At 45.6% G+C, this 13,572-nt stretch carries 13 protein-coding genes and 1 pseudogene; 8 read left to right on the top strand and 6 right to left on the bottom strand.

Annotated elements, in window-relative coordinates; all coding sequences use genetic code 11:
* Positions 1 to 9: 9 nt before the first annotated feature.
* The 4 genes from C1T21_RS22025 to C1T21_RS22010 all read right to left on the bottom strand — a co-directional run bounded on the left by C1T21_RS22025 (position 10) and on the right by C1T21_RS22010 (position 4,108).
* Positions 10 to 390 (bottom strand): DUF3899 domain-containing protein, encoded by a 381-nt coding sequence (locus C1T21_RS22025; RefSeq protein ID WP_103049744.1) that lies wholly within the window; start codon positions 388 to 390, stop codon positions 10 to 12.
* On the bottom strand, positions 390 to 2,033 hold the full coding sequence (locus C1T21_RS22020; protein WP_103049743.1) for a peptide ABC transporter substrate-binding protein: 1,644 nt from the start codon (positions 2,031 to 2,033) through the stop codon (positions 390 to 392). Before C1T21_RS22020 ends, C1T21_RS22025 begins: the two co-directional genes overlap by 1 nt.
* A gap of 196 nt (positions 2,034 to 2,229) precedes the next feature.
* Positions 2,230 to 3,180, bottom strand: coding sequence for an ABC transporter permease (locus C1T21_RS22015; RefSeq protein WP_103049742.1), 951 nt, complete (start codon positions 3,178 to 3,180; stop codon positions 2,230 to 2,232).
* Between the two features lies 1 nt (position 3,181).
* Positions 3,182 to 4,108 (bottom strand): ABC transporter permease, encoded by a 927-nt coding sequence (locus C1T21_RS22010; protein WP_103049741.1) that lies wholly within the window; start codon positions 4,106 to 4,108, stop codon positions 3,182 to 3,184.
* A gap of 318 nt (positions 4,109 to 4,426) precedes the next feature.
* On the opposite strand from C1T21_RS22010, the gene C1T21_RS22005 reads away from it, so the two are divergent.
* From C1T21_RS22005 to C1T21_RS21985, 5 genes are all read left to right on the top strand, one after another.
* Positions 4,427 to 5,194 carry an amino acid ABC transporter substrate-binding protein gene (locus tag C1T21_RS22005; protein WP_103049740.1) on the top strand — a complete coding sequence of 256 codons (768 nt, stop codon included), beginning with the start codon at positions 4,427 to 4,429 and terminating at the stop codon, positions 5,192 to 5,194.
* A 40-nt stretch (positions 5,195 to 5,234) separates the two neighbouring features.
* A complete protein-coding gene (locus C1T21_RS22000) occupies positions 5,235 to 5,894 on the top strand; it encodes an amino acid ABC transporter permease (protein WP_013308988.1) in 660 nt (219 codons plus the stop codon).
* Between the two features lie 15 nt (positions 5,895 to 5,909).
* Complete coding sequence (locus tag C1T21_RS21995; RefSeq protein ID WP_028542079.1) at positions 5,910 to 6,662, top strand: amino acid ABC transporter ATP-binding protein; 753 nt, start codon at positions 5,910 to 5,912, stop codon at positions 6,660 to 6,662.
* A gap of 411 nt (positions 6,663 to 7,073) precedes the next feature.
* A complete protein-coding gene (locus C1T21_RS21990; protein ID WP_061831743.1) occupies positions 7,074 to 7,679 on the top strand; it encodes a VC0807 family protein in 606 nt (201 codons plus the stop codon).
* Positions 7,680 to 7,685: 6 nt separating this feature from the next.
* Complete coding sequence (locus C1T21_RS21985; RefSeq protein WP_103049739.1) at positions 7,686 to 8,291, top strand: TetR/AcrR family transcriptional regulator; 606 nt, start codon at positions 7,686 to 7,688, stop codon at positions 8,289 to 8,291.
* A 138-nt stretch (positions 8,292 to 8,429) separates the two neighbouring features.
* On the opposite strand, the gene C1T21_RS21980 is transcribed toward C1T21_RS21985, so the two are convergent.
* The gene (locus C1T21_RS21980) at positions 8,430 to 8,717 is read right to left on the bottom strand and encodes a DUF6809 family protein (RefSeq protein WP_103049738.1); all 288 of its coding nucleotides are present in this window, start codon (positions 8,715 to 8,717) and stop codon (positions 8,430 to 8,432) included.
* Positions 8,718 to 9,155: 438 nt separating this feature from the next.
* Here C1T21_RS21980 and C1T21_RS21975 point away from each other — a divergent pair, with 438 nt between their 5' ends.
* Together C1T21_RS21975 and C1T21_RS21970 are read left to right on the top strand one after the other, a co-directional pair.
* Complete coding sequence (locus C1T21_RS21975) at positions 9,156 to 9,794, top strand: glycoside hydrolase family 11 protein (RefSeq protein WP_025720875.1); 639 nt, start codon at positions 9,156 to 9,158, stop codon at positions 9,792 to 9,794.
* A 291-nt stretch (positions 9,795 to 10,085) separates the two neighbouring features.
* Positions 10,086 to 10,771 (top strand): annotated as a pseudogene (locus C1T21_RS21970) (formylglycine-generating enzyme family protein).
* A gap of 125 nt (positions 10,772 to 10,896) precedes the next feature.
* Here C1T21_RS21970 and C1T21_RS21965 read toward each other — a convergent pair.
* Positions 10,897 to 12,249 (bottom strand): MATE family efflux transporter, encoded by a 1,353-nt coding sequence (locus C1T21_RS21965; RefSeq protein ID WP_103049737.1) that lies wholly within the window; start codon positions 12,247 to 12,249, stop codon positions 10,897 to 10,899.
* Between the two features lie 138 nt (positions 12,250 to 12,387).
* Here C1T21_RS21965 and C1T21_RS21960 point away from each other — a divergent pair, with 138 nt between their 5' ends.
* Complete coding sequence (locus C1T21_RS21960) at positions 12,388 to 13,074, top strand: TetR/AcrR family transcriptional regulator (RefSeq protein ID WP_103049736.1); 687 nt, start codon at positions 12,388 to 12,390, stop codon at positions 13,072 to 13,074.
* Positions 13,075 to 13,572: the final 498 nt, after the last annotated feature.

The following is a 13,572-nucleotide window of genomic DNA, read 5'->3' as shown; positions in this document are numbered from 1 at the left end:
CATACCACCCTAACTTATCCCCATTAATATCATCGAGCAAAGGATAAGCCCCGCCCCGCACCCCGAAGTATATACCTTGAGGTGGCGGAACATGGATGTTTTCCATGATGACAGAGATTCATCGGAACGCAAACGTTCATTTTCCTCCCGTAATGCCTTGGATTGACGAATGAACAACTGTCTGATGTCGGCAAATCCCCGCAGGAAGAGGGTTAGAAAACCGCTTTGCAGAACGTGGAAGATTGCACCGATCACCAAGCCCAGCAACCCCAACAGGAATAGCAGATTTGCAGTAGCCAGGTTTTCACGACCATACAAGAGATGGGGGATGGCGTACAGAAATCCTAAAGTACCGACAATCAGTGCAGTGAGCCCGAAACGTAAAATCATTATTTTTCGACCCGTTTCGCAAAGCGCAGGTCTGGGTTCGAACGAGCATCAAATACGATACCTTGAATCTTAGGGCTGATTAATGCAGTGTCCGCAGAGAACTGGATCGGAATAATCGGCAGATCTTCCATCAATACGTCTTCTGCCTGATGGAGCTGTTCAAAGCGTTTTGCCGGATCAAGCTCAAAGGTTGAGGATTCGATCAGTTTGTCATACTCCGGGTTGCTCCAGTTGGTAAAGTTGTTCGAATTTTTGGAAGTATAATGCCCCAATACGCCGAGTGGATCCAGGAAGTTTCCTTCCCAGCCCATACGGGCGATCTGGAAGTTCTTCTGTTTAAAGGTATCAATGTACGTTTTCCATTCCTGATTCTCCAGTGTCACTGCAACGCCCAGGTTCGTTTTCAGCATTTCCTGAATCGCTTCAGCTACTTTTTTATGCTTGTCCGAAGTGTTGTATTTAAAGGTGATCGGTGGCAGCTGTGTCAAACCTTCTTCTTTCAGACCTTCGGCCAGCAATTGTTTCGCTTTCGCAGCGTCAAACTCATAGTATTTTTTCGGCGCTTCATCACGGAAGTCCTTGCCGGATGGCGTTGTTGTTCCGTATGGAACATAACCGTAAGCCGGAGTTTCGCCCCCTTTGGTTACGCTGGTAGCCAGTGCTTCGCGGTCAATCGCGTAGGCGATGGCCTGTCTGATTTTTTTATTGTCAAACGGCTTTTGTTTTACGTTAAAAGAATAGGTATACACACTGAAAGATGGATGCGACAGGAATTCCTTGTTGCTCTTTTCCTGATCCAGTGTATCTACGGGAAGGCTCAAAATCAGATCCAGATCGCCCGTTTTATACATTTGATAATACGTTGTGGAGTCTTGAACCATTTTAAAATTAATCGTTGCCATTGTAATGGCATCTTTGTTCCAGAATTGATCATTTTTCGCCAGCGTAATCTGCTCGTTATGTTTCCATTCCTTGGCTACATACGCACCGTTGCCGACCATTGTGCCCGCTTCTGCTGCCCATTTGTCATTTTTCTCAACAACCGATTGGTTTACTGGCAGATAGGCATGACCCACTGCGATCGTTGGGAAGAAGCTCAGCGGTGATTTCAGCTCAACTACCAGAGTTTTATCATCTTTGGCTGTAACACCCACGTCTTCAATTTTACCTTTGCCTGTGTTGTACGCTTCGGCACCTTTGATGTAGTAGAGGGCAGAAGGATCGTAGGCAGCTGTTTTCGGATTCAGTACCCGTTTCCAGGAGTATTCAAAATCCTTAGCTGTCAGCGGGTCACCATTCGACCATTTTGCACCGTCACGGATAGTAAAGGTGTAGGTTTTGCCGTCAGGAGATACGTTTACTTTGCTGGCAGCGCCTTCTACGATTTTACCGGCCTTATCGTATGTATACAGCCCTTCGTACAAGTTATCAATTACAAAGTAGGACGTTGTATCTGATGCGAAAGCAGGGTCTAGCGTATAAGGCTCTCCACCTGCCAGATTGGCAGTAATTTCTTGCGGGATATCCGCTTGAGGCGCAGCGGACGGATCGTTGCTTGCTGTTTTGTCCGTAGTACCAGAGCATCCAGCCAAAGCCGTTACGGCCAAAAGTAGGATGATCGTCATCCAATGCATTTTTTTCATCGTGGTTTTCCTCCATTACTGTGATTAGTTATGCCAAAAATAAGGTACACCGTACCGGGATTTATTCATCCTCCTTTCCCGCAGGTATGCCGCGTGTGCGCACTTCGATAAAGGAACTGCCGTTTTTCCTGTGGTTAGGCGAGAAGCTGCGGATCATGGTGACACCCCTCCTTGTCCAATTTGGATCTCTCTGTTGTTAATGTTGTGAGCGCGGGTCAAGTGCATCCTGAAGCCCGTCTCCAAGTGTATTGAACGCCAGCATGGTGAGCGATATCATCAGCCCTGGGAAGAATAGGCGCCACCATTGACCGCTTAAAATAACGCCAAGTGAATCGTTAGCCATCGTCCCCCAGCTGGCCGAAGGAGACTGAATCCCCAGACCAAGAAAGCTCAGGAACGATTCGGCAAAAATAGCGGACGGAATAGTAAACGTCAAATTCACGATAATGATTGCCGCTGCGTTTGGTAGCAAATGTCTGAAGATAATACGCGAATGAGATGTCCCCAAGCTCCGGGCTGCTAACACATATTCCTGCTGCTTCAGCTGTAAGATTTGTCCACGTACTACACGGGCCATACCGACCCAGCCAGTAATGGATAATGCAATAATCATTGTGAGCAGTCCCGGCTTCATAATGACCAGCAGCAGAATGATGACCAGAAGATAAGGAATGCTATACAAAATTTCAATAATACGCATGAGGATGCTGTCGATCCGGTCGCCCGTTTTGCCGTGCCCAGCACAATAGCCAGCAACACAGCCGACGAGAATGCCAAGTACCAAATCAATGGCGGCAGCGGCAAAGCCGATCATGAGTGAAATTCTAGCTCCGGCCCATGTCCGTGCCCATACGTCCCTCCCCAGATCATCCGTACCAAACCAATGCTCTTTCGAAGGAGAGAGATTCGTTTTCAAAAGGGATTGATCACTGGGTGCATAGGGAACCATGGAAGGTCCAACAATCGCCAGCACAATAATCATGATTAGTAGGGAAAGCCCCAACAGAGCAAGCTTGTTGTTAAAAAGTCTGCGTAGCCGATCCCGCCAGGGTGATTCTTTGGGTCTGGTCAACGTGGGGGTGGGGATATGGCTACGATCTACAAGACTGAACAGGCTGTCCTTTTCGACAGTAGGTGCTGCTTTCATGTTAATCTCCTTTGCTGACTAATTTGATTCGTGGATCGACAAGGCGATAGGATATATCAATTAAAAATAAAGTAACGACCAGAATGGCACTGTAGAAAATGGTCGTCCCCATAATCACTGGATAATCCCGGTTAAAGATACTGTCTACGAAGTATTTACCGATGCCGGGAATGGCGAATATTTTTTCAACGACAAAGGTACCTGTAATAACGGAAGCGAATAACGGCCCGATAAAGGACAGCACCGGAATCAACGCGTTGCGTAATCCGTGACGAATGACTACTGCCCAAGAGGACAACCCTTTTGCTTTGGCAGTGCGTATGTACTCCTCATGCATAACTTCCAGCATACTCGTCCGCATAAAGCGGGCGATAACGGCAAGAGGTGAAACAGCGAGAGCCAGCGACGGGAGCACCGTATGCTGCCAGGTTCCCCATGAGGCGACCGGAAGCAGGTGCCATTGGACGGCAACATACTTGATTAACAGCGGTGCCAATATGAAGCTGGGTACGGAAATACCAACAATGGCGATAAACATTGAGATATAATCCAGTGGTCGATTATGGTGCAGAGCAGCTAGTGTTCCGAGCGAAATACCGGCAATAATCGCGACTACGATGGATTGAATACCGAGCAATGCAGAAGGTGGAAAACCTCGGGCGATGAGCATATTGACGTCCGTCGTTTTCGATTGAATAGACGGGCCCATATCCAGCACTAGCAGATTTTTGAGATACAGCACATACTGCACAGCGAGCGGCTTGTCCAGATTGTACCTGGCACGCATGTTTTGCAATACTGCTTCCGGAATGGTTTTGGAATCGTTCGAGAATGGGTCACCCGGAATGATGTGCATGATGATAAACGTTAAAGTGACGATAATCCACAGTGTAATGAACATCGTAAAAAGACGCTTTAAAATGTACATGGGGCTTAATTTCTCCTGTCTATCAAGCTGATTTACATACTATTGCTGCTAAAAATTTAATATAAGTAAAAGTATATAAGAATACTAGGAAATAATAAGACGATTTAGGTGACATGTCAAGGTAAGGTTTTACATTATAGAACACAGGTCAAATTTTCGTCACAGGTTTTCCATTTATATAAGGCTAAGATTCCGCTCATTCCTCTCGACGAGTATCCTGCGGTGTGTTATGATGATACTCTGATAACGTGTTAACGAACTAAAGCGTTTGCCGCCTGTTCTTGGATACGGGGGTCACCATTTTTGGAGGGGAATAAGATGAGAAAAGCAGCCATGTTTACGATGTTAATTGGATTGATGATGATCGTGTTGGCCGGATGTTCCGGCGGTAAGGACGACAGTAAATTGATTATTGGCATTGATGATAAATTCGCCCCGATGGGCTTTAGAGATGAAAATAACGAGCTGACCGGCTTTGATATTGATTATGCGAAAGCGGCCGGGGAACAAATGGGTAAACAGGTGGAATTTCAGCCGATTGACTGGTCTGCCAAAGAATCCGAGCTGAACAGCGGACGTATTGATCTCATTTGGAATGGATACACCATTACGGATGAGCGTAAGGAAAAAGTGCTGTTTACGAAGCCATATCTGAAAAACAGTCAGGTAATTGTCATACCGGCTACTTCCAGTCTTTCCAAGCTGGCTGATCTGGCGGGCAAAACGGTGGGACTCCAGACGCTGTCTTCAGCAGCCGATGCATTGGATGCGAATCCGATCAAAAGCCAGTTGAAGCCTGTGTCCGAGTACCCAGATAATGTTCTCGCTTTGACGGACTTGAAGACCGGGCGTCTGGATGCGGTTGTCATTGATGAAGTCGTTGCCAAGTATTATATGTCGAAGGAACAAGGGACGTATAAGCTGCTTGATGAATCATTGGCCCCTGAGGAATACGGCATCGGTGTGAAAAAAGGAAATGAAGAGCTGTTGACGCAGTTGCAATCCGCTTTGGATGAGTTGCACAAGAACGGAAAAGCTGCTGAAATTTCGAAAAAGTGGTTTGGTGAAGATAAAGTATTAAATTAATACGCAGTGTATTGAACTAAGGGTTTAGGAGTCGAAGGTTATGAGTATGGAATATATTTTACGAATTATGAAGCCTATGCTTGAAGGGGCACAGATGACGGTTATTTTATTTTTCATCACGCTCATCTTGTCTATTCCATTGGGTTTTATCGTTACGTTACTGGCCAAAAGCCGGATTAAGCCAATCGCCTGGCTGATGCATACGTACATTTATGTTATACGCGGCACGCCGCTATTGCTGCAATTATTGTTCTTTTGTTTTGGTCTGCCGATGTTGCCTGTTATTGGGGAGTATCTGGTAATGGACCGGACAACGGCTGCGGTACTGGCATTTGTACTGAATTATGCGGCTTATTTTGCAGAAATTTTTAGAGGCGGGATGTTGTCGATTGATAAAGGGCAATACGAGGCTTCGCAAGTGCTGGGCTTGAGCAAGTCGCAGACGCTGATAAGAGTCATTGTGCCGCAAATGGTACGGATTGCTTTGCCTGCGGTAACCAATGAGGCGACAACACTAGTAAAAGATACGGCACTCCTGTATGCAGTAGCGGTACCGGAACTGCTGCATTTTGCCAATACGGCTGTAAACCGTGATTTTTCGATTGTACCTTATGTTGTAGCGGCGGTTATTTATTTGTTGTTAGCTTTGGTGCTGACGCTATTCTTCAGGGCGCTGGAAAAACGTTTTAAATTCGAGTAAAAGGAATGTCGGGATATGAATACTAATGCAATAGAAGTTACCGATTTGAAAAAATCGTTCGGCAAGCTCGACGTTCTGAAAAGAGTGAGCTTTAACGTTAAAGCGGGCGAGGTTGTAGCCGTCATCGGTCCTTCAGGCTCAGGAAAAAGTACCATGCTCCGTAGTTTGGTACACCTGGAAGATGTGACGGGCGGAACGATCCGCATTCATGATAAAGCACTGGTGGAAAACGGTCAGTACGCTCCGGCAGGTGACATTAAGGGCATTACCACCGGTATGGGCATGGTGTTCCAGCATTTTAATCTGTTCCCTCACTTGACGGTGCAGGATAATCTGGAGCTGGCTCCGAAGCTGGTGAAAAAGGTGAGCAAGGCTGAACTGCGTCGCCAAAGCGCTGAGTTGCTGGCTAAAGTCGGATTGGCAGATAAAGCAGATGCGTATCCATCCCGACTGTCGGGAGGACAGAAGCAGCGTGTGGCGATTGCCCGGGCAATGATGATGAACCCTGATATTTTACTGTTTGACGAACCGACCTCGGCCCTTGATCCCGAACTGACGGGTGAGGTGCTGCGAGTTATCAAAAAGCTGGCTGAGGAACATATGACGATGGTCATCGTGACCCACGAGATGAACTTTGCGAGAGATGTGGCGGATCGTGTCATTTTTATGGATAATGGAGAAATTGCAGAATCCGGTACACCAGAGCAGATTTTCAACAATCCGCAGCTGGAGCGGACGAAGGTGTTTTTGAATCGGGTGGGGGATTAAAAATAATTACTGGTGGTGCGGGGAGGCGCTGCGCGTGCAGATTGTTCTTTCGATCGCACACGCTTCTTCAGAACAATTTTGCCTGCTCTGCTCACCGACTACCTGTGCCGCAACAAGTTTTTAAGCAGGAAGTGTGGGGGAAGAATAAAAGCAAGGGAGATGGCAAGCCGCCATCTCCCTTTTTGTAGTTGTAGGGTATGCGAAACTTGTAGCAACATGAGGAAATATAGAGAGAATGTAAGCTCTCAAAAAGCTGGTTTAACAAGGAGTAAAAAACCTTAATGATTCTTATATAAAAAGTCATGACGTCAGGTATTATTGTTTTTTAATCTTTACATACCTACCGAAGGTATGTAAAATAAAAGATACCTACCGAAGGTAGGTTTTGAACGATGAGAGGATGAATCGACCATGAATAAATCTCGCAACGAAATCATCTTTACGTTAATCATCAATATTTTACTGCCTTATCTGGCTTACCGTTTGTTAATTCCGCACACAAGCAGTCTGATCGCTCTGTCCATCGCTGCCCTCGTACCGCTATGCGACTCGCTCTACAGCCTTATACGGACGCGCAAGGCGGATGCGTTCTCCGGTTTCATCTTTCTCGGCCTGATTCTTGGCGTCGTGGCCGTTCTCTTGGGCGGCGATGAACGCTTCATTTTGCTGCGTGAGTCTTATGTAACTGGTATTATGGGAATGGTGTTTCTAGGCTCGCTGTTTTTTGGCCGACCATTGATTTATTATTTTGCCGAGAGATTTACAGGCCATGATCCTCAGATGAACGATAAATGGGAGGGACTTCCGCGCTATCGGTTTAACTTTCGCCTGATAACGGCGGTGTGGGGATTTAGCCTGCTGTTGGAAGCCTTCATCAAAGTAGTGCTGGTGTATTCCCTGTCGATATCGACCTTTCTGGTCGTATCGCCGTTCTTCACCTATGGGCTTATTGGATTGACGATTTGGTGGAATATGAGCTTCATTAGACGAATAAAAAGACAGACAAACGGGAGGTAAAAGATCATGCAAGACAAAGCGATGAACGATAGTCTTAAAAAGCTGCTTGAGATTGCCGAAGGGATGATCATGGAGAAAGGATGCCGGGCGACGACGCTACAGGATATCGCGGATCGCAGCGGACTGACTAAAGGAGCCATTTACCATTATGTCAAAAGCAAAGATGAATTGTTCGGTATGATTCTGGAGGCGGGAATGGAGAAAACCAATCAGCGTTTTTTTGAATCTGTCGCCCGGACTCCCGCAGGACCAGAAGGAATCAAGTCCCCGCTTAACACCTTAACTGAACGGCTTCGTAACATTGGTAGTGGGGACAGTGCTGCCAGCCTGATTTTTATTTATCTACTCAGCCAACAGGATAAGCCCGCCGTGGCTGGCATTCTGAAACGTTATCATGAAGCATCTATCCTCACTGCCAAAACGTGGATCGAAGTCGGACAGCAGAATGGAGCTATCCCTGTTTCAATCGATGCGGACAGGACAGCTCGGATGTTCACCGTGTTCAAGAACGGACTGCAAGTTCAGCATAATATAGTGACCGATGGCGATAAAATCAACGAACTGGAAATTTACGAGTTCTTGATGAATGCGTTGGGCGCAGGCAGAGGCTAGGGAGCCCCTCCATTCGTTTTGTTATCCCCGGATTTTACCTTTAAGTTTATATTCTACTGAGGAGAAATCTAGGGATAACAGCGATCGGAAGAACAATCTGCATGCGTAACGGACTCACTACCATAACTCACCCATCATCTATCTATTACGATCAGCAATTTCTTTGTCCCCGTTAAATACTTCAATCATCGTTAATGCCCCCGTCCGATACCCGTGAATGAATGCTGCTGCGGAGTGCAGGGAAGTTGACTCGCTTAATAAATCAAACATGACTTCAATTGACTCAAAATCGACTGCTGGTAATTTGCTTTTCAACATCTCCATGAGATCACTAATTTTTTGATTCACTTTTTGAGATTCAGGGTCGGTTGAATTTATCTGTTCACTAGGACGCCATTTCCCATAATACATATCCTCTAAAATCATTTTCATCATGCCTCCCTATGAAAAGTTAAGTGTTTGTCCCCACGTGAATCAGGAATTCCCTTAAGCGTTTGCTAATCACCCAAGCACATTTTACAGCATGTGATAGATGCATATTGATATTTATGCGTTATTTGCATAAAGTTTTTTTAGTATATAAGCTGAGTTAAAAATGTACATGAGGCGCCACTACGTTGTCGGGTGGTGCTTCCCATCGCTGTAATACTGAAATTATTCTATAAAATTCAAAGAAAGCTAAACATAATAGAGTTAAAGCTTTAATTTGCTAGGTTTTTATGCAAACGCTATCATTTTATAATTTACACAGAAAGGAGGTAAAAGTAAAAAACGGGATATGGCACGTATAAGAGATGTGCTGTAAAGAGAATCAACTAACAAGCAGGTGTATGGGACAAACACAAAAATTTTAGGAGGGAAAGTATGTTTAAGTTTAGTAAGAAAATGATGACGGTAGTTCTTGCAGCTTCCATGAGTTTTGGGTTATTTGCAACAACCTCAAGTGCAGCGACAGACTATTGGCAAAATTGGACCGATGGCGGTGGGACGGTCAATGCTGTTAATGGATCAGGCGGTAATTACAGCGTAACATGGAAGGATACCGGGAATTTTGTTGTCGGCAAAGGCTGGACTACTGGATCGCCAAACAGAACGATTAACTACAATGCCGGTGTCTGGGCGCCGTCCGGTAATGGATATTTGGCTCTCTACGGGTGGACGAGAAACTCACTCATCGAATATTACGTCGTTGATAGCTGGGGTACTTATCGACCTACCGGAACGTATAAAGGTACGGTGACCAGTGATGGGGGCACATATGACATCTACACAACAATGCGATACGACGCACCTTCCATTGAAGGCCAAAAAACGACGTTTATTCAGTACTGGAGTGTTCGACAGTCGAAGAGACCGACCGGGGGCAACTCCACGATCACTTTCAGCAACCACGTGAAAGCATGGGCGAGCAAAGGAATGAATCTGGGAAGTAACTGGTCTTACCAGGTGTTGGCGACAGAGGGGTATCAGAGTAGCGGGAGCTCTAACGTAACGGTATGGTAACCACTCAACTGCAAGCTGTTCAACGAACAGGCGCGGTTGGGACTGTCTCACGGGATAAGCGGGTTTTGAGAGCTGTCTGATAGATAGGGTTTAAATGAATCGATCATGGAGGACTCACCGAGCCCTAAGTATTGTAGACAGGCCGATGACCGTTCCCCTCCAGTCTATCCGTCAGTGCGGATGCGTTGAAGGCCGTTTCCTGCCAGGCGAACGGCCTTCGACGCTACTGGAGGCGAGTTGCAGGCCATCACGGCCTACTATTTTTCCTATCAGCTTAAAGGAGATCTATCCATGAGAAAGCTATTAATGCTTATTTTAATAGCAACAATGGTTGTGTCAGCGCTTGTTAACAAGATAAGCCTGAAAAAAAGGATGGCCTTGTATACGTGGAAGGTGGAACCTTTCAGAACAACAAGTCCAACAACTCTGGAATAAGCGTGACCCTATCGAACTTTTATATCGGCAAATACGAGGTACTCAAAAAGAGTGGGTTGAAGTCATGGGAAGTAACTCCTCGGTATTTGCAGGCGACAATATGCCGGTAGAAAACCGTATTACAACATAAACAAGAATAAAAAAGACCCGAATAATAAGAATGATAACGATAATATAAAATGGACAGTAACGATTAATGAGGGAGCTAACGGTTACCGATTGCCTACAGAAGTGGAGTGGGAATATGCTGCAGGCGGAGGTCAGGCGAGCAAGGGCTACACATACAGCGGAAGCAATAATGCCGACGAGGTCGCATGGTATTGGAAAAATGCCGGAGACAAATACTTATCTGGTGACTGGAACTGCCTATCATAGAGAGCAACAATAATAAAACAAAATCGATCGGTACCCGGAAACCCAACGAGTTAGGAATTTACGATATGTCCGGCAACGTCAGCAACAACGAGATATCTTTCCGAGGTAAGTTCGATGCGAATGGCTTTGGTCCCGATCAAGGGTTTCGTATAGCTCGTAGAGAATAGTCGGAACAAGGCACAACAAATGAAGGTTAAACTAACGGGCAGTTTAGGTTAATACAGTTCTACCCCACCGAGAAGACAGGGTCAGGGAGTGTCCTTATCCTGCCTTCTTGCGTGTTATATGTTTTCTACTGTACTAAATTATCCAAATCCGGCTGCAATTTGGTCCGCAGAACATACAGCATGATGGCACCAACAAGGAACGCGACGGCATCCGAAATGACAAGCGACCAGACTACCCCGTGGAATCCGTTCATTCGATTAGCAATATACAACACAGGAATCAGAGTAACTCCTTGAATAACTGACATAATAAACGCGGCGGTTCCTTGCGCTGTTGCTTGAAAGATACCCGTAAACAGCGAGGTCATTCCTGTAATGAACAAGGATAAGAACGTCACATGTAGAATGTAGCTACCCATTTCAATTAATTGCGGGTCACTCGTAAATAAACCAATTAAGTGGTCGGAAATCAGATAGACGATAACACCGAACACGATTGCTAACGCCACAATAGCTTTGATTGTAAATCCAATGGTATGCTTCATGCGTAATTTATTCGCTGTAAAAGAGAAGGCAATCAACGGCACGACTCCCTCGCATAAGCCCATCAGAACAAACTCAGGAAATTGCAATAAGCGTGATGAAATTCCGTAAGCCGCTACGGCCTGATCCCCATAATCGACAAGAAAATGGTTAAAGATGAGCGACATTGCACCCAAGAAGATACTCATAACAAAGACGGGAACTCCGATTTTGAATACATTACTCAGAATATCCGTGGTAGCCTTAAACCATTTTACGGAGACAGTTAAGAATTGGCTCTTATATCCCATATGGAAGGCGTAGAATGCACTCGCAACCAAGTTAGAGATGACCGTAGCAGACGCAACGCCGATCACGCCCCAATGGAAGACGAAGATGACTAGCGCATCGAGAATAATATTCACGACAACACTGAGAATCATACCGATCATCGACGTGATTGCTGCACCCTCGGAGCGCACGATATTCTCCAGCGTAAAGAATAATACGACGAATGGTGAACCAATAAGCATAATCGTGACATAGTCCTTCGTGAATCCGAAGGAGTCAGTTGTTGCCCCGAGGCCATGAACGATTGGATCGATCAACGGGAGACCGACCGCCATTACGATAAGACCGAGAACTAAACTGCTGTAAAAGGCGAATGAAGACACATGCTTCACATCGTCATATTTTTTCTCTCCCAGCAAACGGGAGATGAATGTGCCACTACCCATGCCTATCAAGTTGCCTAGTGCCATAATGATCGCGAATAACGGCAAGGTTAGTGCGAGTGCGGTTAACATAGCAGTATTGCCCAGTGTACCAAGGAAATAGGCATTTAAGATGGAATAGATGACATTCATTGACGTGCCTAGCATCATCGGTACAGCGAAGTGAGCTACGGCTTTTGCGACCGGTGCTTTTTCAAAGTAATGGAGGTTTTCTGCATCCATGTGGGTCACTACTTTCTTTATTTATTTTGTCCTTCAGTCTAACACTGTTAGGTTGTGCCTTACAGTGTTAGATGATATCATGAACCTATGAACCTGTAAAGCATAAACTTACACTGTTAGATAAAAGGGTGGATACCGATGAAAAAAAAGCAGCCTCAAATTTCGGAGGATAAGATTTTGGAAACCTCGTGGGAGCTTCTTGGAGAGGAGGGTATCGAGAAATTCAGTATGAGACGATTGGCCGATCGGCTGGGGATTCAGGCTCCCTCTTTGTACTGGTACTTCAAGAGCAAGCAGAATCTCTATCAGCGCTTGGCCAACCAGGTATCGAAAATGATTCTGGAGGAGTTTCATTCCGAGGGGGATTGGAAGGAGCAGCTGACGGGGCTTGCGGTAACGATGCGGAGTGTGCTCTACCGGTACCCCTGCTCCACGCAGCTCATGATGATGACGCTGCCCCACGAACCGGACATCATCCGGTTCACCAACCGTATGTTGCTCTGCGTGGAGTCGACACCGCTTGAGCAAGAGCAGAAAATGCAAGTGGTTACTACGCTTGTGAACTATGTCTCCTACTTCGTCCTAGACGATTATCAGCATGAGCGTAATGTCACCGCTATCCTCAAGGACCAGGGAGCACTTCCGGGTGAGGAGATGGTTCACCTTCTGAATTCCATGAGCGAGACAGAAGTGGGACTATTCCGGAGGATGTTCACGAACGGGCTGTTCGAGCTGATGGGGACCGACGGAGCGTTTGAGTTCGGATTGAAGTTGATTCTGTTGGGGGTTGAGCAGGTGATAAAGGAGCAGGAAAGTAGTATGTAAAAACCGCCCATCCGGTTATTGGATGGGCGGTTTCAATTAGGTTACGTTTACCCTAAATTGTTAGTACAAGAGCAAGATGCCCAAAAAGTCGTCGCAAGATATCTAACCGCTATTCATGAAAAGCATTTATCGGATGCAGTAGATCTGGTCAAAGATTCACGGTACCTTTAATGAAGAAAAACAAATTTGAAAGTATGAGCAGTACAGTAATAGAACTGATTTTGATAACTTGGTTATTAATTGGTGTAATTTATATGTAGTAATCAGCAAACTTAAATGATATATTATGTATCCGGCCGTAAGATAGGCTGTGATGTAATAGTTAGATGGACTTCCAAAATTCAAAGGATTACCTATGAGGTATTATTTACCAGTAGCATGAATCGCCGAAGTATGATATATTATTATTCCCGGTGTTGATATGGCCGGGGATGATTGATCTTTGAAAACTGAACAACGAGTGAGTAAAACGATTTTGTTCGCAAAATCAAACAAGAG

It is taken from the genome of Paenibacillus sp. F4 (assembly GCF_002894905.1).
In the GTDB taxonomy this organism is placed as follows: Bacteria; Bacillota; Bacilli; order Paenibacillales; family Paenibacillaceae; genus Paenibacillus; species Paenibacillus polymyxa_B.
This window is presented reverse-complemented; position numbering and strand designations above follow the sequence as displayed.

What these genes read in the sequence shown, in the direction of transcription:
- C1T21_RS22025 (WP_103049744.1), bottom strand. Translation starts at nt 390, where the DNA reads ATGATTTTACGTTTCGGGCTCACTGCACTGATTGTCGGTACTTTAGGA.
- C1T21_RS21995 (WP_028542079.1), top strand. Translation starts at nt 5,910, where the DNA reads ATGAATACTAATGCAATAGAAGTTACCGATTTGAAAAAATCGTTCGGC.
- C1T21_RS21960 (WP_103049736.1), top strand. Translation starts at nt 12,388, where the DNA reads ATGAAAAAAAAGCAGCCTCAAATTTCGGAGGATAAGATTTTGGAAACC.
- C1T21_RS22005 (WP_103049740.1), top strand. Translation starts at nt 4,427, where the DNA reads ATGAGAAAAGCAGCCATGTTTACGATGTTAATTGGATTGATGATGATC.
- C1T21_RS22015 (WP_103049742.1), bottom strand. Translation starts at nt 3,180, where the DNA reads ATGAAAGCAGCACCTACTGTCGAAAAGGACAGCCTGTTCAGTCTTGTA.
- C1T21_RS22020 (WP_103049743.1), bottom strand. Translation starts at nt 2,033, where the DNA reads ATGAAAAAAATGCATTGGATGACGATCATCCTACTTTTGGCCGTAACG.
- C1T21_RS21990 (WP_061831743.1), top strand. Translation starts at nt 7,074, where the DNA reads ATGAATAAATCTCGCAACGAAATCATCTTTACGTTAATCATCAATATT.
- C1T21_RS21965 (WP_103049737.1), bottom strand. Translation starts at nt 12,249, where the DNA reads ATGGATGCAGAAAACCTCCATTACTTTGAAAAAGCACCGGTCGCAAAA.
- C1T21_RS22000 (WP_013308988.1), top strand. Translation starts at nt 5,235, where the DNA reads ATGAGTATGGAATATATTTTACGAATTATGAAGCCTATGCTTGAAGGG.
- C1T21_RS21980 (WP_103049738.1), bottom strand. Translation starts at nt 8,717, where the DNA reads ATGATTTTAGAGGATATGTATTATGGGAAATGGCGTCCTAGTGAACAG.
- C1T21_RS21985 (WP_103049739.1), top strand. Translation starts at nt 7,686, where the DNA reads ATGCAAGACAAAGCGATGAACGATAGTCTTAAAAAGCTGCTTGAGATT.
- C1T21_RS21975 (WP_025720875.1), top strand. Translation starts at nt 9,156, where the DNA reads ATGTTTAAGTTTAGTAAGAAAATGATGACGGTAGTTCTTGCAGCTTCC.
- C1T21_RS22010 (WP_103049741.1), bottom strand. Translation starts at nt 4,108, where the DNA reads ATGTACATTTTAAAGCGTCTTTTTACGATGTTCATTACACTGTGGATT.